Raw genomic sequence first — 21,421 nt, 5'->3', positions numbered from 1 at the left:
GGCGCGACCGGCCAATACGGTCACCGGGACCGAATTGCCGTGCCGTGCGACATCGCAGGCGAACCATCGATGAGGATCATGCCGAGATTCACCCAGCTCATCGCCGTGCTCACCGCCTGCCTGATCGGTGCGGCACTCGCCGCACCCGGCGCGGCGGCACAGCCGGACCGGACCGAGCAGCCACCGAGCTACGCGCCGACCATGCTGATCCTGGATGCCTCCGGATCGATGCAGCGGCCGGACCCGGCGGGCACCATGATGGATGCGGCGAAGAACGCGGTACGCGCGTTCGTCGCAGCCGCGCCCGCAGAGTCGAAGGTCGGCCTCGTCACTTACGGCACGGGCACCGGGAACGCCGAGGCGGAGAAAGCCGCCGGATGCCGGGACGTCCACCTGCTGCGGCGCGCCGACCCGCTCGACAAGGCCGCGCTGACCGCCGCCGTCGACGGCATCCAGGCGCGCGGCTGGACGCCCATGGGTCCCGCGCTGCGGCAGGCCGCCGATGCCATGCCCGGCTCGGGCCCGCGCTCGATCGTGCTGGTCTCCGACGGCGAGGACACCTGCGCCCCACCCGACGCGTGCGAAATCGCACGCGAAGTGAAGCAGCGCGGCATCGATCTGGTCGTGCACGCCATCGGGTTCGCGGTGGACGCCGCCGCCCGCAACCAGCTGACCTGCATGGCGCAGGCCACCGGCGGCACTTATACCGACGCCGCCGACGGTCGCGCGCTGGAGCGGGTGCTGCCGCGCGTGAGCGCCGCGGCCCTGCGCAACTACCGTGCGGCGGGAACACCGATCACCGGCACCGGCTCGCACGAGACCGCACCCGTCGCCGCACCCGGTCAGTACCTCGACACCATCGGTCAGAAGGAGAAGCGGTACTGGTCCGTCGACGTGCCCGCGGGAGCGACCGCCTACTTCAGTGGCACGGTGTCGTTCCCGCGCGTCCGGGACGTCTCCGCCACCGAGGATCTGAACACCTTGCAATTGCGCGTGTACGGCGCGGACGGCCAGGACTGCCATGTCTTCGAAAATGAGCTGACCACCAAATCCAGTGACGGCGCGGCGCTCACCATCGCCAAGACCTGGGACGGCGCGACCAAAGAGCGCAGCGGCAGCGCGAGCGGCGACAAGTGCCGTGGCGGCGGCCGCTACTCCTTCGCCGTGACCTGGGACAAGATCTCGGCGGGCGTCCCGGAGCGCCTACCGGTCGAGTTGCTGGTCGGTATCGAGCCAGGGGTGACCGACCCGGGCCCGAGGGCTACGACCACGCCCACCGCCTTCACCGAGCCCACCGGTTCCGGCACGCCCGTAACCGGCGGCGGATCGTTCAACGTGGCCGCACCGCTGCCCCGCAGCGGTCGCTACACCGACACCCTGCGCCAGGGCGAGTTCGTGTTCTACCGTGTCCGGCTGGACTGGGGCCAGGGCCTGGCCTACCGCGTGCACTACGGCGGCAACGGTGGGCGCGGCCTGGCCAACGTCTCCAATATCCGCACCACCCTCTACAGCCCGATCCGTCAGGAGATCGAGTCCGATTTCGCCGCCTACACCGGCACCGACACCGTGCTGCCGACGAGGGACGCGATGGCGACGGTCCCCATTCGCTACGCCAATCGGACCGCCGACCACAGCAAGGCCCGCGGGCAATCGGTGCCGGGCTGGTACTACATCGCGGTGAAGGTCGGCTCGACCTTCGAGCAGGGCGACGCGGCGCCGGTGCCGGTCCGGCTGGATCTGACCGTCACCGGCGGCCAGGAACCCGGGCCCACGTATTCCTCCGGCATCGCCGACGGAGTCTTCGGGGAAAAAGGCGACACACAGCGCGCCGCGCGGCGCACCGACGCGGTGGCCGCCGCAGGCGCGGCAACGGAGTCACGGAGCGAATGGCTGCTTGTCGCGGGTCTCGGCGCGATCGCCGTCGTCGTGGTCGGCGTCATCGCGGGCGTGCTGGTGCTGCGCCGACGCGGCTGACCGCGTCCAGCCGTCAGCCGGGCGGCTCGGGCTCGGGCTCGGGCTCGGGCTCGGGCTCGGGCTCGGGCTCGGGCTCGGGCTCGGGAGATCCTCCGGGGTGACGCGTCAGCGCGTCACTCGGTGTGCTCGATACCGAGTTTCCCCGCCAACCGGGTGAGGTAGGCCCGCACGTCCTCCGCCGGGCGGTCCGGCAGCCCGAAAACCACTTCGGTGACGCCGGATTCGGCCCAGCGAGCCAGCTGCTCGGCGTCGTGCCGACCGGCGAGCGCGACCACCTCGGGGGTGTCCGCGCGCTCGTACTCGCGCCACACGCGGTGCAGCAGGTCGATCTTCTGGTCCAAGCCGTCCTCGGTCGGCGTGGTGATCCATCCGTCGGCGTACTTCGCCAGCCAGGTGAAGTTCTTCTCGGTGCCCGCCGCGCCGAGCAGGACCGGAATGCGCTTCTGCACCGGCTTGGGCCAGGACCAGCTCGCGCCGAACCTGACGAACTCGCCGTCGAAGCCGGCCTCCTCCTCGGTCCAGAGCACGCGCATCGCCTCCAGATGCTCGCGCAGCACGGTCCTGCGCTTGCCCGCCGGCACGCCGTGGTGGGCCAATTCGTCGGTGTTCCAGCCGAATCCGACGCCGAGGCTGACCCGGCCGCCGGACAGGTGGTCCAGCGAGGCGATCGTCTTGGCCAGCGTGATCGGGTGATGTTCGGCGGGCAGCGCCACCGCGGTGGACAACCCGATGCGCTCGGTCACGGACGCGGCGGTGGCGAGCGCGACCCACGGGTCGAGGGTCCGAAGGTAGCGGTCGTCGGGCAGGCTCGCGTCACCGGTGCGCGGATGCGCCGCCGCGCGGACCACCGGGATGTGGGTGTGCTCGGGCACATAGAACGTGTCGAAACCGGCACGTTCGGCGGCCACCGCCGCATCCGCGGGGGTGATGCCCCGATCGCTGGTGAACAACACGATTCCGTACCGCACCGTACGCGCTCCCATCGCTGAAATTAGAACAAGTTCTACCACGATTCGCCGGTCCGACCAAGAGGGCCGAGCCGGGGCAGGTACGCCCGCGCCGACCCGCGCGGATGCCAACGGCACATCGGATGACTAGGTTCGCGTCCATGGGTCCTGACGCATCTTCCGTAGGCGATGTCACCACCGCACGGGTGGATCACCTCGGCTGGCGTCGCGGGCTTCGCCTGCGGCGCGCCCGGCCGATTCCCGTCGTCAGCCAGGCCGTGGGCCTGCTGGTCGCGGACCGGCAGGCGACCGCGGACACCATCGTCACCGCGCCGACGCCGTTGCAGCCGATCGATCTCACCGACGACGCCCGGGTGGCCGAAGTCCTCGATCTAGCGGTCCGCGTCGGCGAAGTGGTGCTCGCCTCCGGCACCGGCGTGGTCGACACCACCACGACGGTACGGTTCATCGCCGCCACCTACGGGCTGTCGCGCTGCAGCATCGACGTCACCTACGACGCCATCCGCATCTGGGCCGACCGCGGGCCCGCGCTGCCACCGGCGAGCACCATGCGGATCGTGCACTACCGCGCCCTGGATTTCACCCGGCTCGCCGCCGTGGACCGGCTCACCCGCCGGATCCGCAACGAAGTGGTCCCCCCGAATCAGGCCCGCGCCGCGCTCGACGCGATCACCTCGGCGCCACATCCGTATCGGCGGTGGACCGCCACCGCCGCGTGGTCGTTGATGGCGGCGGCGATCGCCGCGCTGCTGGGCGCGGGCGCGCTGGTGGCCGCGGTCAGTTTCGCGACCACCGCGGCGATCGACCGCACCAATCGCGTCCTCAACCGCTACGGGCTGCCGTTCTTCTTCCAGCACATGGTGGGCGGGGCCATAGCGGCGATTCCGGCCATCGTGCTGGCGAGCCTGGCCGCGCGTTTGCAGATCGACGTCGACCCGACCCTGATCATCGCCGCCGGAATCACCGTGCTGCTCAGCGGTTTGCAGCTGGTCGGCTCGGTGCAGGACGCGATAACCGGTGCGCCGATCACCGCGACGGCCCGCATGCTCGAGGTGATGATGATGACCGGCGGCATCATCGCGGGCATCGCGCTCACCCTGCACGTCGCCGATCTCCTCGACGCCACCGTGCCACCGGTCTATCTGTCCTCCGCCCGCGACATCACCGACCTGCCGGTGAAGATCGTGGCCGGTGCGGTCGCCGCCCTTGCGTTCGCGCTCGCCTGCTACGCCGAACGCCGGGCGCTGGCCGCGGCCGCGGGAAGCGGCGCCGCGGGCACCATCTGTTTCCTGCTCATCCAGCAGGCCGGATTCGGCCCCGTGATCTCTTCCGGCGTCGCCGCGACGCTGGTCGGCCTGGCCGGTGGCCTGATGGCCCGCCGCGCGCTGACGCCCCCGCTGGTCGTCGCCGTCGCTGGCATCACCCCGCTGCTACCCGGCCTCAAGGTCTACCGCGGGCTCTACGCCCTGCTCAACGACGAGCTGCTGATCGGAGGCAACCAGCTGCTGTCGGCCTTCGGCATCGGCTGCGCGCTGGCGGCCGGCGTCACGCTCGGTGAGTGGTGCGACCGCACTGTGCGCAGGCCGCGGATTCTGCGCCGATTCGGCTCGCTGCGCCGCCCGATCGTGCGACGCCGCCGCCGGTCGGCGCCCGCGCGCTGAGGCGCGAGGTGCATGCGCGCCGAACGCCCGCCCGGTACCCTCTTATCGAACTGGTCAGGGCGGCCCGATTCGGCGGCGGCCCCGGTTGAGGTGAGGTGGTTCGGGCATGTCGGAAGCAGTACCGTTCTCGACGCAGATCCGCACCGCCACCGCGCGCCAGCATGCGGAGGCGGAGAACTCCCGCTTCATGAGCGACATGCTCGGCGGCTCGCTGGGCGTCGACTCGTACCACCGCTACACCGGTCAGCTCTGGTTCATCTACCGCGCGCTCGAGGGGCGCTGGAAGACGCTCGCCGATGATCCGGTCGCCGGGCCGTTCATCCGCCCCGAGCTCGCCCGCACCGCGGAACTCGAACGCGACCTCGCACATCTCATCGGTCCCGACTGGCAAACCGATCTGGAGCCGCTGCCCGCGACCGCGGCCTACGCCGAACGCATCGACGAGTGCGCGCGCGACTGGCCCGCCGGGTACATCGCCCACCACTACACCCGCTACCTCGGCGACCTGTCCGGCGGACAGGTCATCCGCGGCACCGCGGAGAAGCTGTGGAACCTGCCGCATCGCGGCGACGGCGTCCGCTTCTACGTCTTCGACGGCGTCGGCAACCCCGCGGCGTTCAAGCGCGAATACCGCAGCCTGCTCGATCGCCTGCCGCTGGACGATCTGGAACGCCGCCGCGTACTCGACGAGGGTCAGCGCGCCTTCGCGCTGAACAGCGCGGTGTTCGAGGAACTCGCCGAGGAATTCCCCGCCGCTCAATAGCGGGCCGGGCACAGCTCACCGGCGCTGTGGCACGCGGCATTTCGGCTGTCGTGCGCGAACGCCGCGGACATGGGACAGTCGTGGTATGAGAGCGCGCCGTCGCATCGCCGTGGTTCTTGCCGGTCTTGTCGGTGTCGGTCTGGTGGGGGGTTGCGGCACGACGTCCGATCCCGGCGCCGGTCCCGGCTCGTCGACGGCGGCACAGATCGTGCCGTTGATCTCGACGAACGACCTACGTCCCGCGCAGCCGGACGAGGTGCACCTGTTCGGATTCAACGACCTGCACGGAAATCTGCAGCCGCCGGGCGGATCCACCGGAAAGATCGCCGGACACGACGCGGGCGGCGCCGCCTACCTCGCCACTCACCTGACCCGGCTGAAGGCCGCCTATCCGTCCAGCGCCGTACTGGCGGCCGGAGACAACATCGGAGCGAGCCCGTTGGTGTCGGCGCTGTTCCACGACGAGCCGACGATCACCTTCCTGAACAACGCCGGAGTCGCCGCGTCGGCGGTCGGCAACCACGAATTCGACGACGGCGTGCGGGAATTGGCACGCCTGCAGCAAGGGGGCTGCGCTCCCGACGGATGCTCGCCCGGCGCTCCGTTCACCGGCGCGAGGTTCCCGTACCTGGCCGCGAACGTCGCCGACGCGCAGGGCAACCTGCCGCCCGCGCTGCGTCCGTGGACCCTGCTGGAGGTGGGCGGGCACCGGATCGGCGTGATCGGGACGGTGACGCCCGAGACCGCGAATATCGTGCTGCCCGAGGGCATCCGGGGCTATCACTTCGGCGACGAAGCCGCCGCGATCAACCGCTACGTGCCGGAGATGAATGCGGCGGGCGCCGAGGCCATCGTGGCGCTGGTGCACGACGGAGGCGCCCAGCGACCCGAGCGGGACGCGCCGCTGGACTACAACGGATGCGCTAACGTCACCCCGAACGTGACAGGGCTGGCCGAGCGGATCGACCCCGCGGTCCGAGCGGTGTTCACCGCTCACAGCCACCAGCCCTACGTGTGCACCGTCGGCGGCAAAGTGATCACCCAGGCGGCCTCGTACGGACGACTGATCACCGATGTCACGCTGCGTTTCGGCGGCGACGGTGTGCAGGCCTCGGCGGTCAACCGGGTCGTGACCCGCGAGGTCACACCCGACGCTGCGACAACCGCCCTGATCGATTTCTACACCGAGCAGTCCCGGCCCAGGGCGGGCCGCGTCGTCGGCGCGACCACGAACGCCCTTCCGCACAGCCCGAGCCAGGCAGGCACCTCGCCGCTCGGCGACGTGATCGCCGATTCCATGCTGTCGGTCACCGCGGGCCCCGCCGCCGCCGTGGCGGCCTTCATGAACCCCGGCGGCGTGCGCGCCGACCTGAAGCAGGGACCGATCACCTATGGCGACATCTTCACCGTCCAGCCGTTCGGCAACCAGGTGGTCACGCTGACGCTGACCGGCAGCCAGATCCTGCGCCTGCTCGAACAGCAGTGGAACGACCCAGGAAAGCCGACCATCCTGTCCCCCTCCGGTATCACCTACGCGTACTCCGATACCGCCCCCAAGGGCACGAAGGTGCTCGCGGACAGCGTCCGCGTCGGCGGGCAGCCGCTCAACCCCGTCGCCACCTACCGCATCACGACGAACAGCTTCCTGGCTTCCGGAGGTGACGGGTTCACCGTCTTCACCGAAGGCGCCGATACCGCGGCCGGCCCGACCGACCTTGATGCTTTCGAGACATTCCTGCGCGACAAGCCCCCGCTGCAGGCGCCACCCGCCCGCGTCGAGAAGAAGTAGCCGGATGGAAATAGCCGCACCGGACGCTACCGGATTGCTGGACACCCGACCAGAACGCGGGTAACTGGAAATCTATGTAACACATACCGTTTGACCTGCGCATTCGGGTGACCAGTCCCACAGGCCGAACGGGTCATGATCGCTTGCCGGTGCCGTACGCGGTCGATTACTGTTCAGTAATAAGTCAGGACGAAGGTGTTCCTACTTTCGGCCCGACGTTCTGTCGCTGGGGGCCGAGCGACGCTGTCCGGATCCATTGCCGCATGCCGGATGACTTGTGCGACAACATGGTTCGAGTGAACAGCAGGAGAGTGCGATGGCCACTTACATCGTGACGGGTGGAACCGGATTCTTGGGCAGGCGGGTCGTGCAAGACCTCCTGGATCGCGACGCCGAGGCGATCGTCCACGTGCTGGTGCGCGAGACGTCGCTGGCGAAATTCACCGATATCGCGGCGGGTTGGCGCGGCGCGGAACGCGTCTTCGCGCTGATCGGCGATCTCACCGCCGACGGGCTCGGGCTGGCGTGCGAGGCGCCGCAGGCCGACCACGTCGTCCACCTCGGCGCCGTCTACGACATGACCGCCGACGAGGACACCGCGCACGCCGCGAACGTCACCGGCACGCGCTCGGTGCTGGCCTTGGCCCGCAGGCTGGGCGCGGTGCTGCACCACGTCTCCTCGGTGGCGGTGGCGGGCGACCACAAGGGCAAGTTCTTCGAGGAGGACTTCGACCTCGGACAGCAACTGACCTCGCCGTATCACCGCACCAAGTTCGCCGCCGAAAAGCTCGTGCGCGAATCGCGCGGCGTGCGCTGGCGGGTCTATCGGCCCGCGATCATCGTGGGCGATTCCCGCACCGGCGAGATGGACAAGATCGACGGCCCCTACTACTTCTTCAGCGCGATCGCGAAGCTCGGCACGCTGCCGTCCGATCTGCCGTTGCCGCTGCCCGATCTCGGTGCGACGAATATCGTTCCGGTCGACTATGTCTCGGCCGCCATGGCGGAACTGATCCGCCGCCCCGGCCTGGACGGCCGCACCTTCCACCTGGTCAACCCCGAGCCGCAGCCGTTCGGCGAGGTGTACAGCGCGCTCGCCGCCGCGGCGGGCGCGCCGACCGGCGTGGGCACACTGCCGGGCAGCGGGCTGGCGCTCAGCGGCCTCGCACACCTTCCCGGAGTCGCCACCGTGCGCGATTTCCTGCTCGAACAGCTCGGCATCCCGGCCGAAGTCGCTCCGCACACCTCGTTCTCCGCGGAGTTCATCAGCGACTCCACTCGCTCCCAGCTGCGCAGCGCCGGCCTGACCGTGCCGTCGTTCGACAGCTACGCCGAACGCCTGTGGCAGTACTGGCGTGCCAACCTCGACCCGCAGCGCGGACGCGTGACCATCACCGGTGACCCGCTGGCCGGCCGGGTCGTGCTGATCACGGGCGCGTCCTCCGGGATCGGGCTGGCCACCGCGCACGCCGTCGCCCGGCGCGGCGCCAAGGTGCTGATGGTCGCCCGCGGGCACGACGACTTGGCGGCCGCGGCCGAAGCCGTGCGCGCGGAAGGCGGTGTCGCGCACACCTATCCGTGCGACATCACCGACTCCGAAGCCGTCGAGAAGCTCGTGCAGTGCGTCCTCGACGACCACGGCCACGTCGACTACCTGGTGAACAACGCGGGCCGCTCGATCCGCCGCTCCGTGCTCAACTCCACCGACCGGATGCACGATTTCGAGCGCACCATGGCGGTGAACTACTTCGGCGCGGTCCGGCTCATCCTCGGACTGCTGCCGTCGATGCGGGCGCGGCGCTTCGGGCACGTGGTCAACATCTCCTCGATCGCGGTGCAGACCAAGGTGCCCCGGTTCGCCGCCTATGTGGCGAGCAAGTCGGCGCTGGACAACTTCAGCGAGATCGCGGCGGTGGAGAACCGGGACGCCGGCATCACGTTCACCTCGGTGCGGATGCCGCTGGTGCGGACCCCGATGATCGCGCCGACCGATCTGTACCGGGCGCTTCCCGTCCCGGATCCGGACCAGGCCGCCGCCATCGTGGTCCGCGCGCTGGAGGACCGCCCGCACCGCATCGACACACCGGTCGGCACCTTCGCACAGGCGGTCGAGTTGCTGATGCCGTCGGTCAAACGCCAGATCATGCACCAGGGCTTCCGCCTGTTCGGGGAGTCCCGCGCCGCGCGGGGCGACTCGGACCGCCGTCCGGCCGAGGAGTCGACCACCGAGCAGGCGCCCAGCCGCGGCGCGCTGTCCGCGCTGGCCCCGGTGATCATGCCGCTCATGGCGCTGCCCGCCCCCGCGGCGCGCCTCGCCCGCGTCGTGCCCGGTTTGCACTGGTAGCAGGCACAACGAACGGTGGAGCCGACCTCGGTCGGCCCCACCGTTCGGATTACCGGCTCCGCGATGTCACACCCGGTACACCGTGAACTCGACCGCGGGCCACATGGCCCACCGGTAGTCGGTGTGCGCGGCGGGACGGATGCCGCCCTCGCACACCGGATCACCACTCGCGCAGTAGTTTCCGGTTCGCCAGGCGTAGTGTTCCGGCACATTCCAGCCGATCAGCCGGATGGGATCGCCGAACAGCAGCACCGCGGCCACCCGGGATTCCAGATCCGCGGGCAGCGAGTGGATGCCACCGAGCGCGGTCACGATGCCGGTGCCGAGCACCCCGTGGGCCACGATGGCGCCTTGTGAGAAGCCGACCAGGATGAACCGCTGGTCCGGGCACCTGGCCGCCTGCCACATCAGATGGGCGGTCATGTCGTGGGTGCCGCGGCTGATCGAGGACGGATCGAGCAGGTCGGCCGGGTAGTCCACCCGGTAGGCCTGCGAATCGACCGGAAGTGCTTGCCACAGTGCGTCATAGAGCGGGTCGCCCACCACCGAACCCAGAAATCCGGGTTCGTGGGTGCCTCTCGCGACGACGACGTCGACTGCCGCACAGGACGTCGCCCATGCCTGCAATCCCGTCGCCGCCCCGAATCCCGCGACGAGCAGTAGCACGGCAAACGCCCTTACTACACGCCACTTCTCGAAATGAATTACCTTCCGGTTGGCCATCGTACTCACCTACTCACGCCGTTGTGAGACAGCCGATCGACACTTGTCAGTGACAATTGCGGCTATATCCGCGAAGGTAAGAACGGCTCCGAGGGCCGTCAAGGAACTCCATCCGACCGATACGGACTCAACGCCGAATCGTGTTCTACGGGCCCTTACGGCACGAGAACCGCTGCGCCGGTGAACTGTCCGTGCGCGAGATCGGCCAGCGCCCGATCCGCCATGTCCAGGGAGTACCCGTGCGTGGTCAGATGTATCCGGTGATCGCCTGCGAAAGCCAGGAATTCGCGGGCGTCCGCACGGGTATTCGCGGTCACCGAGCGAATCTCCCGCTCCTGGAACAGATGCCGCTGGTAGTTCAGCACGGGAATGTCGCTGAGATGGATACCGGCGACGGCGAGGACACCGCCCCGATCGAGCGCCGCCATGGCCGGCGGCACCAGGTCACCGACCGGCGCGAACAGGATCGCCGAATCCAGCAGCACCGGAGGCGGATCCGCAGCGCCCTGTACCGACGCCGCCCCGAGCGCGGACGCGAGCTCGCGCGCGGCCGGATCCCGTGTCATCACGTGCACCTCCGCTCCCTGCGCGGCGGCCACCTGAGCGGCGATGTGGGCGCTGCCGCCGAAGCCGTAGACGCCGAGCCGCCCGCCCGGCGGCACGGCGGCCCGCAGCAGCGCCCGGTACCCGATGATGCCTGCGCACAGCAGCGGAGCCGTGTCCGCGTCGGAGTAACCGGCGGGCAGCCGCAGCGCGTACGCCGCGGGCACGCAAGCGAATTCGGCGTACCCGCCGTCGGCGTCCCAGCCTGTGTAGGCCGAACGCGGACAGAGGTTCTCCGCACCGCGCAGGCAGAATTTGCACTCCCCGCACGTGTGCCGCAGCCAGGCGATGCCCACTCGATCCCCGACCGCGAAACCCTCCCGCTGCGCACCCTGACCGAACGCGACGACCTCGCCGACCACCTCGTGCCCGGGCACCACCGCGGCGCGGTGTACCGGAAGATCCCCCTCGGCCACGTGCAAGTCGGTCCGGCACACGCCGCAGGCGAGAACACGCACCATCAGCTCCCCCGGGCCGGGTGCCGGCACCGGCGTGCGCTCCGCGTGCAACGGGCCGCCATCGATCGGACCCGGCCTGCGCACCCGCCAGCACCGCATCGAGGTCCTGCCGCCGGAGAACTCGCTCATCGCCGGATCACCTCGCACCGATCGGACCGACACGGATCGGGCAACCCGGCCCCGCCGGATGCGCCGGATTCACCCTACTCGGCGCATTCGGCCTCGCTCGGCAACGAGGTCTGATACGTTTCTGTATCGAGTACATTTCTGTATCCGATGATCGGTCGCGGCCGAAACGAGGAGGTGCCCGATGACGTCCGACGCCGCGCAGGCCGCGCCCGCCCGGGTGACCCGCCGTCGCGCCGAAACCAGGAACCGGCTGCTGCGGGCCGCCTACGAGGCGTTCGCCGAGGAGGGCTTCGGACGCGCCACCGTGGAGCGGGTGTGCGAACGCGCCGGATTCACCCGCGGGGCTTTCTACTCGAATTTCAGCTCGCTGGACGAGCTGTTCCTGGCCATGTGGGAACAGCGCTCGACGGCGATGCTCACCGAGGCGAGCGCGATTCTGGACGAGATCGCGGCCGGGGGCACCGATGACGTGCGCACCGCCGTCGAGCGCCTGGAACGAGCGGTCCCGGTCGACGAGGGCTGGTACCGGATCACCGCGGAATTCACCGCGCACGCCCTGCGCACTCCCGCGCTGCGCCGGGTGATGGCCGCCCGCGAGGAGGCCATCGTGGCGGCGCTCATGCCCACCATCGTCGCCGCGCTCGCGCGTGGCGGCCGCACCGTGCCGGACCCCGAGTCGTTCGGCCAAGCGCTCATCGCCGTGCACGACGGAACCAGCGTGCAGGTCCTGATGGAGCCGGACAGCCGCGCCGCGCGCGAGCGGCGCACCGAACTCTTCCACCACGTCGTGCTGGCCTACAGCACCGCAACCGAAGGATGAACATGTCCCACAGCAGCCCCGAGGTGACGCCGGAGGCGGACGTCCTCGTCATCGGCGCCGGGCTGGCCGGCTTGGTCGCCACACACGAGCTGGTCAAGGCGGGTCGCACGGTGCACGTGCTCGACCAGGAGAACCGCAACAATCTGGGTGGCCAGGCGTTCTGGTCGCTGGGCGGCCTGTTCTTCGTCGACAGCCCGGAGCAGCGACGCCTCGGCATCAAGGACTCCTACGATCTCGCCCTGCAGGACTGGCTCGGCTCGGCCGGGTTCGACCGCGACGACGAGGACAAGTGGGCCAGGCGGTGGGCACAGGCGTACGTGCGGTTCGCGGCCACCGAGAAGCGCGACTACCTGCGTGATCTCGGCCTGCGCGTGACACCGCTGGTCGGGTGGGCCGAACGCGGCGGCGACCGTGCCGACGGGCACGGCAATTCGGTGCCGCGCTTCCACCTCACCTGGGGCACCGGCCCCGAGGTGGTCCGGGTCTTCGCCGAGCCGGTCCTCGAGGGCGAACGGCGCGGTCAGGTTCGCTTCAGCTTCCGCCATCAGGTGGACGAGTTGATCGTCGCGGACGACGCGGTCGTCGGCGTGCGCGGCACCGTGCTCGAGGACACCGATCTCGAACGCGGCCGCGCCTCCTCCCGGACCGCGGTCGGCGAGTTCGAATTCCGCGCCGAAGCCGTGATCGTGACGTCCGGCGGCATCGGTCACAACCACGAGATGATCCGCCGCAACTGGCCCACCGAGCGGCTCGGTCCCTGCCCGAAGACGCTGATCTCCGGCGTGCCCGCGCACGTCGACGGCCGGATGCTCGGCATCACCGAGGCGGCGGGCGGCGCGATCGTCAACCGGGACCGCATGTGGCACTACACCGAGGGCATCGTCAACTGGGATCCGATCTGGCCCGACCACGCCATCCGGATCATCCCGGGCCCCTCCTCGCTGTGGTTCGACGCGAACGGAAAACGGCTGCCCGCACCGTGTTTTCCCGGGTTCGACACCAATACGACGATGAAGGCGATCCTGAAGACCGGCTACGACTACTCCTGGTTCGTGCTCACCCAGTCGATCATCGAGAAGGAGTTCGCGCTGTCGGGCTCCGAGCAGAACCCGGACATCACCGGCAAGGATCTCAAGCTCACCCTGAAAAGCCGGGTCGCCAAGGGCGCGCCGGGGCCGGTCGAGGCGTTCAAACAGCACGGCGTCGACTTCGTCGTCGCGGACACGCTGCGTGAACTGGTCGAGGGCATGAACAAGATCGCGCGCGGCCCCCAGCTGGACTACGACGACCTGGAACGCCAGATCGTCGCCCGCGACCGGGAACTGGCGAACAAGTACAGCAAGGACAGCCAGCTGATGGCGATCGACAACGCCCGCCGGTACATCGGCGACAAGGCGGGCCGGGTCGCCAAACCGCACCGGATCCTCGACCCGGCCGCAGGACCGCTGATCGCCGTCCGACTGAACATCCTCACCCGGAAGACTCTGGGTGGCTTGCAGACCGACCTGGATTCGCAGGTGATCCGGCCGGACGGCACGGCGTTCCCCGGTCTGTACGCCGCGGGCGAGGTGGCCGGGTTCGGCGGCGGTGGCGTGCACGGGTACAACGCGCTGGAGGGCACCTTCCTCGGCGGGTGCATCTTCTCCGGCCGGGCGGCCGGACGTGCACTGGCCGCGAAACTGGCCTGATCGCTACGGCCTGCACCGGGACGCGGCCGTGGCAGGGCCCGTCGAGGTCGCCAGGGACGGCGTCAGGGACGTGAACGCGGGTGCGCCGGAATAGAGCCGGGTACCCGCCGAGTATCGGCCCGGTTCTACCGTGACATCGGTGATCTCGGCCTCGTTGCCGAAGACATCCGTCACTCGTGCGGTGAAGGGGCCCTGCCCGGCGCCGGAGAGGGTCCAATAGTTGTCCGCCCGCCGGGTGAGCTGTTGCCACGGCCCGCCACCCGCGGGCCGGACAGCCGCCTCGCGCAACGGATTTCCGGTGCCACCGAACAGGATGGCGAACCAGGACGTGGAGGAGTCCGGCTTCACCTCGAAGGTCAGCTCCTGCACCGGCTGCGGGTCACGGACCAGGCGGTAGCGGACCGCAGCCACACCGTCGTCGGGATCGGCGATCAGCTCGAACGCGGCCGCGCTCAGATTCAGTTCTTCCCCAGCGCATGCCGGGCAGTGGTCCACCACCAGCGCCCGGACCGCTCCGCGTGGACCCTGGATCTCCAGATACGCCCCGCAGAGGTCGGCGCGACCGTAGTCGGAGGTGGACAGCCCGGCGTAGTAACCATCCGGCGGCAGCTCGCGGAAGGAGCACGACACCTGCTTGCCGAACCTGTAGTAGCGCGCCTCGGCGGACCTGTCCGGCCCGAGCGGAGCGAAAGTCATGGCGCTCACCGGAAATCGCGAAGGCGAGGACGCCTCGTTCAGCGCTGTCGCTGCACCGCAGCTCGGCGCCGACGGCCGCACCAGCCAGACGACCACCGCGACGGTGACCAGCACGCCTGCCGCAAACCACAGCCATTCGGAACGGAATGGCCGCTCTTGGATCGGTACCCGGTGCATCGCTTCCCCGACTCCGGCTCACCTACTCGCGGACTGTCCATCCTGACTACATCAGGAAAGCAGCCCCGCGCCTCGTGTGCACCGCGAACGAAAATTCTCCACTGTGAAAGACCGCAGTTCAGCAAGCGTGCGGCTAATTCCGACCGATCCGCCTTGCGCAGGCACCGGCCGATCGGAAATGATCCGGCACGGCTGCGGCTCGCCCGGACCGGTCAATGTCTGCGCGCCTGTCGAGGGAAGAGGTTCCGACCCGCCTCCTGGGCCACCTCGGCCAGCGCGCGAGCCAGCCGCGCGGTGTCCAGCACCGCTCGGTCCGCACCGACCCGGCCCGACAGTGACACGGCGGCCAGCGCGGCACCGCGACCGCGGATCGGCACGGCCACACACGCGATGCCCGTCACCGACTCCTCGTTGTCGACGGCGACACCCTGGCGGTTACGGATGCGACTCAGCTCGCGATGCAGTTCGGCACGGTCGGCGAGGGTGCGTGCGGTCAGCTGCGGCAGGCGATCCCGGAAGGACGCTTCCACGATGCTCGGTTCCAGCGTGGCCAGCAGCGCCTTGCCCAGCGCAGTGCTGTGGGCGGGCATCCGCCCGCCGAGCCGGGTGGGCACGCTCGCGGCGCACCGGCCACCGACCTTGTCCAGGTACAGCACGTCGCGGCCGTCCAGAACACCGAGGTGACCGACCATGCCGGTCTGCTGGTGCAGGTCGTGCAGCAGCGGACTCACCGCGTCACGAATCTCGTTGTGCTCGGCGGCGAGTCCGCCCAGCTCCAGCGTGCGCAGTCCGAGCCGGTAGCCGCCCGGCGCGTGGGCGAGCCAGCGCAACCGGATCAGCTGGTCGAGGATGCGGTGCACGGTGGACCGCGGCAATCCGGTGCGCTCGGCGAGTTCGATGAGCGTCAGCGTCGGCGTCGCGCCGTCGAAAGCTTCCAGTATCAGCGTCATCCGCTCGATCATCGATACCGGCGGCTGGCCCGGCCGGGCCGCCGATCCTGAGCCGGTCCATAACTCCCCGGGCTCGGGATCGGTCATCACCTCGACCGTCATTGCCAACCTCCACGCGTGCTCGCGTAGAGCTTAGGAGCAATCCCGTCGGCCAGGGGTAATTCACTGATCATTTCGACGCGACCCACCGCCGAACGCGCGAGCCTGTGAGCGGCTCACGCGCCGACGGCGCCGGTGTTCGCAGGTGGCGGACCGATCCATCCGCTACGCGGATCCGGACGCGGAATCCGCGACGGTGAACAGCCACTCGCGGGTGTACCGCTCGGCCAGCAGCGGCAAGTAGTTCACGATGGTGGCGTGGTCGGCGAAATGGTCGTACGACGAGTGCAGGTGATCCTCGATCGCGGCCTCGCTGACGACGCCGTCGAATTCGTCCTCCAAGCGCTGCGCGGCCGCTTTCAGGGCGAGTTCCTGGTCGAGGGGGGTTTGCCGGTTCGGGTCATGGGTGGCAGGACGGTCGGTCATCGCAAGGTTCCCTTGGTCGTGACGAGATCGGTACCTCGGGCGCTGTCGTAGCGCACGACAGCGCCCGTCAGTTGGGTACCCGGTCGCGCTGGTTCGACACCCGGGCTGCGGTAGAACACGTTCTTGTCCTGGAAGGCGGCACGTGCCAGGCTCGACAGATGGATCTCGACGCCATCGAAGCCGTCCGCCAGCTGAAGTACCGCTACTTCCGGAGCCTCGATCTCAAAGACTGGGACGAGTTCGCCGATACCCTCGCCGTCGACGCGGAAGGACGCTACGGCACCCACGCCATGGGCGAGCCGCTGCACCTGGACGGCCGCGATGCCATCACCGCGTTCATGCGGGAGAATCTCGGCCCGTCGGTCATCTCGGTGCACATCGCCAACCATCCGGAGATCGGTGTCGACGGCGGAACGGCCACGGGATCCTGGGCATTCGAGGACACCGTGATCGCCACCGAATACGGTGTGCTGATCCGGGGGGCCGGCTACTACACCGACACCTACCGCCGCGACGCCGACGGCAAATGGCGCATCACCTCCACCGGCTACCGCCGCATCTACGAATCCATGCAGTCGCTGGCGGACACGCCCAGCTTCCAACTGCTGTCCAATATGTGGGCGCCGGAGAAATGACCGCCCAGCGCCGAACGAAATCGGTCCACTATCGGCCCGGTGGCGCTGGACCGCCCGGCGCCGCCCGGTGGATGCTGCGAACATGCCCTCCCTAGCGCCCGACGAATTCACTCCCGAAACCACCTACCTGAACACCGCCTCCTTCGGGCTGCCGTCCGCCCGTGCCCTCGCCGCGGTGCGCGACGCGAGTGCGAGCTGGGCGTCCGGCCGCGGTGCGCCGACCGCCGAGGTGGATCGACTGGTACCCGACCTGCGTGCCGGGTTCGCCGGGCTGCTCGACGGAGCGACCGCCGACGACATCGCGCTCGGCAGTGGTGTCGCGGGCCTCATCGGCCCCGTGGCCACCGCCCTGCCGCCCGGCGCGGAGGTCCTCCTGCCGGAAGGCGAATTCTCCTCCGTCTCCATGCCTTTCGTGCACCGTGGCGACCTCGTCGTGCGCTTCGTGCCCTTGCCCGAGCTGGCCGCGCACGTGCGGCCGGAGACCGCGCTGGTCGCCGTGAGCGTGGTCCAGTCCGCGGACGGCCGGGTCACCGATCTGGCCGAGTTGCGCGCGGTCACCCGAGCCAACGGCGCGCGCCTGCTCGTGGACGCCACCCAGGCCGCGGGCTGGCTGCCGCTGCGCTTCGCCGACGCGGACTACTGGGTCTGCGCCACCTTCAAATGGCTGATCGGGGCGCGCAGCGTCGCGTTCCTCGCCACCGCCCCCGACCTCGTCCCGCAGCTGCGTCCGGTCGGCTCCAGCTGGTACGCCGCCCAGGACCGCTGGGCCGAGCTCTATCGCCCGATCGCGCTGCCCGCGACGGCACGGCGGTTCGACACCACACCCGATTGGCTCGGCGTCGTGGCGGCGCTGGCCGGACTGTCGCTGATCGAGGAACTCACCGTCGCCAAGATCGGCGCGCACGACCTCGACCTCGCCGACCGCTTCCGCGACGGCCTGCGAGACCTCGGCTTCGAGCCCGTCGAAGCGCGCTCGCCGATCGTTTCGGTGCCCGGCGCGGCGGAACTGGCCGCCCGGCTCGCGGAGGCAGAAGTGGTCGCCTCGGCGCGTGGCGGCGGGTTGCGGTTCGCCTTCCACCTCTACAACAGCGCCGACGACATCGAGCGGGCGCTGTCGGTGCTGCGCGCCGGTTAGCCCCCGCGGCGGCCCCGGGCCGCAGGGCCGGTCAGGGCCCCAGCGGGCCTGATGGCGGGCAGGCCGTATACCCGCGCGCCGTGGGCCCGAGGGCGATCACCGGCCAGGGCGGTGTGCGGGGGCGGTGATCAGTGGGAGATCCAGCGCGGTGAGAATTCCGGCGGGGGCGGCGACCACCGCGGGGACGGCGTTGACGATGCGCAGGCCGGTCGCCAGGACCGTCGCGTAGTTGTGATCCCCATTGCGGCTCGAAGTCACCAGATCCAGCGCGTAATTCGGCTCGCCCGTGATCTCGACGCGGTAGGAGCCCTCGGGGTGCGCCGGCTGCGGCCAGTCGGGGCACAGGTCGGGGCGCAGCCGGGTCACATGCTCGAGCACCGTGACCGGCACGTCCCCGACCATGCCCCGGACTTCGAAACGCAATGCCGCCGCGGTTCCCTCGGCGATGTGCCCGGTCGCGATGTCGAACGACTCCGGAGCCGGAATGCGCTCGTAGGACTGCGTGACGGCATCGAGGGTGACGCCGATCCCGGCCGCGAGCTGACGCACCGTGCCGCCCCAGGCGAGCGACAGCACGCCGGGCTGCAACAGCATGGGGACCTCGTCGACGGGTTTGCCGAAGCCCATGATGTCGAACATGACCGCGCGGTTGTCGTAGCTGGCGTAGTCCACGATCTCCAGACAGCGCACCTGGTCGACACGCAGGCAGGTCCCCGCGAGCGCGAGCGGGAGCAGGTCGTTGGCGAAACCAGGATCGATTCCGTTCACCCACAGCGACGAATTGCCCTGCGCGGCCGCCTCCTGCACCGGCTTCAGCAGCTCGTCGGGCAGCACGCCGTAGGGGTACTGGAAGAACACCGGTGCGCAAGCGACGACATTGATCCCTGCGGCCAGGATGCGTTGCAGATCCTGCACGGCTTCCAACAGCCGGTTGTCGGTCATGGAGCAGTAGACGACGCAGTCCGGGCGGGAGGCGAGCAATGCGTCGCCGTCGGTCGTGGCGGTGACGCCGACCGAATGATCGAGTCCCGCGAGGGCTCCCGCGTCCGTGCCGCTCTTGGCGGAGCCGGACACCCACACGCCGGTCAGTTCCAGTTCGGGATGGGCGATGACGCCGGCCAGGGCATGCCTGCCCACATTGCCGGTGCCCCATTGCACTACGCGATATGTCATGTCAGATCCGGTATCGGGAGGTCGAGGTTCGGGATGATCAAGCCGCCGTCGGGCTCGAGAATCTTCCCGGTGAGGTACTTGCCCGCCGGCGACACCAGATAGAGCGCGGCCGCGGCGATGTCTTCGGGTTCGCCGATGCGATGCAGCGGCGTCTTGGCCTCCAATTCGGTGCGCATGGCGTCGTTGCTCGCGACGATCTCCAGCGCGGAGGTCAGAATCGAGCCGGGCGCGATCGCGTTCACCCGGATGCGCGGATTCAAGTCGAGGGCGGCGAGCTTGGTGTAGTGAGCGAGGGCGGCCTTGGCGGTGCCGTATGCCGCGAACGCGCGGCCGGGCAGCCGCCCCATCGTGGAGGTGATGTTCAGAATCGAACCACCCCCTGCGGTTTCGAGCATGCGCGGCACCGCGGCCCTGACCAGGGCGTGCGCGTTGACCACGTTGAAGTCGAACGCCTGCGCCAGCGCCTGCGGCGTCGTGTCCAGCAGCGGGCACGGCAGTGCGCCGCCCACGTTGTTGACCACGATGTCCAGCCGCCCGAAGCGTTCCACCGCCGACGCGGCGAGGGCGGCCGTGGCATCGGCGTCGCTCAGGTCGGCGGGCACCACGTGGGCCTGTCGCCCGGCGGCGGCGACCCGCTCGGCAACCTCCTCGAGCTGGCTCTCCGTGCGTGCGGCGATCACCACGTCCGCGCCCGCCTCCGCGAACGCGACCGCTATGGCCGCGCCCAGACCACGGCCCGCACCGGTGACTATGGCGACCTGATCATCGATTCGGAACCGGTCCAGAATCATTCACGCTCCTCCGCTCTGACGAATATTCGACAGTGCTGTGATCTAATATTCGTCATCGTAAGTCGCTCACCCGAGCCGGGACAAGGGGTTGCCGCCATGCCGGACCGATCCGCGTCGCCACCGACGCGTCGCGTCATCGATATAGTCTCGCTGCTGGCGACCTCCGGTGAGCCGATCAGCGTCGCGGGCATCGCCGAACGTCTCGGCATCGCCCGCGCGACCGCGACCGCGATCCTGGCCGAACTGGACACGGCCGGTTGGGTGGCTCGCGATCCGGCTCGCGGCTACGTCATCGGGCCGGCACTGGCCGGGCTGCACGGCGCCGCCCTCCCGCACGGCGTCGGCGACCTCCTCGCCGGCCTCGCCGCCCGGACCGGGTACGGCGCCACGTTCAGCCGCATCGAACCCGACCGGCTCACGGTGCTCGACGTGCGACACGGCGTCGACCGCGTTGTTCCCGGAATCCCGGTGGGGCACCGCATTCCGCTCCAGTTCCCGGCCGGTGCCAGCGTCATGCCGTGGCGTCCGGCGAGCGAGCAGAACACCTGGCTGCGCACCGCCACCGAAGACGATCAACGGATGGCCGGTGCGCTACTGACGCTGGTACGCGATCGCGGGGTGGCTGTCTTCCGGCCCCGCGCCGACGACGCGGGGATGGTCGATCTGCTCGCCGATCTGCTCGGCGCGGTGGGATCCGAACTGCTGCAACCTCATCTGCGCACCCGCGCGCTTCGCCAGCTCGCCACGCTCACCTCACGGCCCTTCACCCGGGCAGAGCTGGATTCGGAGGAGGTATTGCCGCTGAGTTATCTGGCGGCGCCGGTTTTCGACGCGCGCGGCACCGCGGCCTACGAAGTGCAGCTGGGACCGTTGCGTGCCGCGACGACGCGAACCGAACGCGAGGATTTCGTGGACGCGACGCGCAGCACGGCAAGTGAATTGACGAGCGCGCTCGCCGTCGACAGGTAACGAAAGTAATTTCCGGATAAACGACGAAAGGCCCCCCGACGATCGTCGGGGGGCCTTTCGGAGCTTATGGGGTGCTCAAATGCAGATAGGGGACCCAGAGTCTGGGTCCCCTATCGTGAAGGATGTTCCGGCGGTGTCCTACTCTCCCACACCCTGTCGAGTGCAGTACCATCGGCGCTGGCAGGCTTAGCTTCCGGGTTCGGAATGGGACCGGGCGTTTCCCTACCGCTATGGCCGCCGTAACTCTATGAAACTATCCACACCCGACACCACCATCCCCCTTCGAGTCGTCCACCACGAACAGTGGAACAAACCCTAAGGAGTGGGGTTACGGGTATCTGTGTGTTGTTTCAGATACCGCACAGTGGACGCGTAGCAACCTTTGTTGGTAAGTCCTCGGCCGATTAGTACCGGTCACCTCCACACGTTACCGTGCTTCCAGTTCCGGCC

18 protein-coding genes and 1 rRNA gene are annotated in these 21,421 nt (G+C 69.5%); 10 read left to right on the top strand and 9 right to left on the bottom strand.

Features of this window, described 5'->3' with window-relative positions; translation table 11 throughout:
- Positions 1–78 precede the first annotated feature (78 nt).
- Positions 79–1,974: a vWA domain-containing protein gene (locus tag IU450_RS23680; protein ID WP_195151946.1), complete on the top strand. Its 1,896-nt coding sequence runs from the start codon at positions 79–81 to the stop codon at positions 1,972–1,974.
- 113 nt (positions 1,975–2,087) lie between these two features.
- Here the strand turns inward: IU450_RS23680 and IU450_RS23675 are convergent, their stop codons facing one another.
- Entirely contained in the window at positions 2,088–2,942 is an 855-nt protein-coding gene (locus IU450_RS23675; RefSeq protein ID WP_195152174.1) for an LLM class F420-dependent oxidoreductase, read from the bottom strand.
- A gap of 236 nt (positions 2,943–3,178) precedes the next feature.
- On the opposite strand from IU450_RS23675, the gene IU450_RS23670 reads away from it, so the two are divergent.
- From IU450_RS23670 to IU450_RS23655, 4 genes are all read left to right on the top strand, one after another.
- The gene (locus IU450_RS23670) at positions 3,179–4,603 is read left to right on the top strand and encodes a threonine/serine ThrE exporter family protein (protein WP_324197814.1); all 1,425 of its coding nucleotides are present in this window, start codon (positions 3,179–3,181) and stop codon (positions 4,601–4,603) included.
- A gap of 106 nt (positions 4,604–4,709) precedes the next feature.
- Positions 4,710–5,366 (top strand): heme oxygenase (biliverdin-producing), encoded by a 657-nt coding sequence (locus tag IU450_RS23665; RefSeq protein WP_195151944.1) that lies wholly within the window; start codon positions 4,710–4,712, stop codon positions 5,364–5,366.
- Between the two features lie 85 nt (positions 5,367–5,451).
- Positions 5,452–7,155 (top strand): bifunctional metallophosphatase/5'-nucleotidase, encoded by a 1,704-nt coding sequence (locus tag IU450_RS23660; RefSeq protein WP_195151943.1) that lies wholly within the window; start codon positions 5,452–5,454, stop codon positions 7,153–7,155.
- Positions 7,156–7,471: 316 nt separating this feature from the next.
- Positions 7,472–9,499 carry an SDR family oxidoreductase gene (locus IU450_RS23655; RefSeq protein WP_195151942.1) on the top strand — a complete coding sequence of 676 codons (2,028 nt, stop codon included), beginning with the start codon at positions 7,472–7,474 and terminating at the stop codon, positions 9,497–9,499.
- A 66-nt stretch (positions 9,500–9,565) separates the two neighbouring features.
- On the opposite strand, the gene IU450_RS23650 is transcribed toward IU450_RS23655, so the two are convergent.
- Together IU450_RS23650 and IU450_RS23645 are read right to left on the bottom strand one after the other, a co-directional pair.
- On the bottom strand, positions 9,566–10,222 hold the full coding sequence (locus IU450_RS23650) for a cutinase family protein (RefSeq protein ID WP_195151941.1): 657 nt from the start codon (positions 10,220–10,222) through the stop codon (positions 9,566–9,568).
- Between the two features lie 155 nt (positions 10,223–10,377).
- Positions 10,378–11,382, bottom strand: a complete 1,005-nt coding sequence (locus IU450_RS23645) for a zinc-binding alcohol dehydrogenase family protein (protein ID WP_195152173.1) — start codon at positions 11,380–11,382, stop codon at positions 10,378–10,380.
- 211 nt (positions 11,383–11,593) lie between these two features.
- Here IU450_RS23645 and IU450_RS23640 point away from each other — a divergent pair, with 211 nt between their 5' ends.
- Positions 11,594–12,232 (top strand): TetR/AcrR family transcriptional regulator, encoded by a 639-nt coding sequence (locus IU450_RS23640; protein WP_195151940.1) that lies wholly within the window; start codon positions 11,594–11,596, stop codon positions 12,230–12,232.
- Positions 12,229–13,920: an FAD-binding dehydrogenase gene (locus IU450_RS23635; protein ID WP_195151939.1), complete on the top strand. Its 1,692-nt coding sequence runs from the start codon at positions 12,229–12,231 to the stop codon at positions 13,918–13,920. The genes IU450_RS23640 and IU450_RS23635 overlap by 4 nt, the downstream gene beginning before the upstream one ends.
- Positions 13,921–13,923: 3 nt before the next feature.
- Here the strand turns inward: IU450_RS23635 and IU450_RS23630 are convergent, their stop codons facing one another.
- From IU450_RS23630 to IU450_RS23620, 3 genes are all read right to left on the bottom strand, one after another.
- Entirely contained in the window at positions 13,924–14,730 is an 807-nt protein-coding gene (locus IU450_RS23630; RefSeq protein ID WP_195151938.1) for an expansin EXLX1 family cellulose-binding protein, read from the bottom strand.
- Between the two features lie 275 nt (positions 14,731–15,005).
- The gene (locus IU450_RS23625) at positions 15,006–15,845 is read right to left on the bottom strand and encodes an IclR family transcriptional regulator (RefSeq protein WP_195151937.1); all 840 of its coding nucleotides are present in this window, start codon (positions 15,843–15,845) and stop codon (positions 15,006–15,008) included.
- Positions 15,846–16,007: 162 nt separating this feature from the next.
- Complete coding sequence (locus IU450_RS23620) at positions 16,008–16,268, bottom strand: three-helix bundle dimerization domain-containing protein (RefSeq protein ID WP_195151936.1); 261 nt, start codon at positions 16,266–16,268, stop codon at positions 16,008–16,010.
- A gap of 158 nt (positions 16,269–16,426) precedes the next feature.
- Between IU450_RS23620 and IU450_RS23615 the strand changes: the two genes are divergently transcribed.
- Positions 16,427–16,903: a nuclear transport factor 2 family protein gene (locus tag IU450_RS23615; RefSeq protein WP_195151935.1), complete on the top strand. Its 477-nt coding sequence runs from the start codon at positions 16,427–16,429 to the stop codon at positions 16,901–16,903.
- 82 nt (positions 16,904–16,985) lie between these two features.
- A complete protein-coding gene (locus IU450_RS23610) occupies positions 16,986–18,038 on the top strand; it encodes an aminotransferase class V-fold PLP-dependent enzyme (protein WP_195151934.1) in 1,053 nt (350 codons plus the stop codon).
- 96 nt (positions 18,039–18,134) lie between these two features.
- Here the strand turns inward: IU450_RS23610 and IU450_RS23605 are convergent, their stop codons facing one another.
- The gene (locus IU450_RS23605; RefSeq protein ID WP_195151933.1) at positions 18,135–19,211 is read right to left on the bottom strand and encodes a diacylglycerol kinase; all 1,077 of its coding nucleotides are present in this window, start codon (positions 19,209–19,211) and stop codon (positions 18,135–18,137) included.
- Positions 19,208–20,002, bottom strand: a complete 795-nt coding sequence (locus tag IU450_RS23600; protein WP_195151932.1) for an SDR family oxidoreductase — start codon at positions 20,000–20,002, stop codon at positions 19,208–19,210. The genes IU450_RS23605 and IU450_RS23600 overlap by 4 nt, the downstream gene beginning before the upstream one ends.
- Positions 20,003–20,098: 96 nt before the next feature.
- Here IU450_RS23600 and IU450_RS23595 point away from each other — a divergent pair, with 96 nt between their 5' ends.
- Entirely contained in the window at positions 20,099–20,971 is an 873-nt protein-coding gene (locus IU450_RS23595; RefSeq protein ID WP_195151931.1) for a helix-turn-helix domain-containing protein, read from the top strand.
- Between the two features lie 125 nt (positions 20,972–21,096).
- Here IU450_RS23595 and rrf read toward each other — a convergent pair.
- A 5S ribosomal RNA gene (rrf, locus tag IU450_RS23590) occupies positions 21,097–21,213 on the bottom strand.
- Positions 21,214–21,421: the final 208 nt, after the last annotated feature.

It is taken from the genome of Nocardia abscessus (assembly GCF_015477775.1).
GTDB classification, from domain to species: Bacteria; Actinomycetota; Actinomycetes; order Mycobacteriales; family Mycobacteriaceae; genus Nocardia; species Nocardia abscessus_A.
This window is presented reverse-complemented; position numbering and strand designations above follow the sequence as displayed.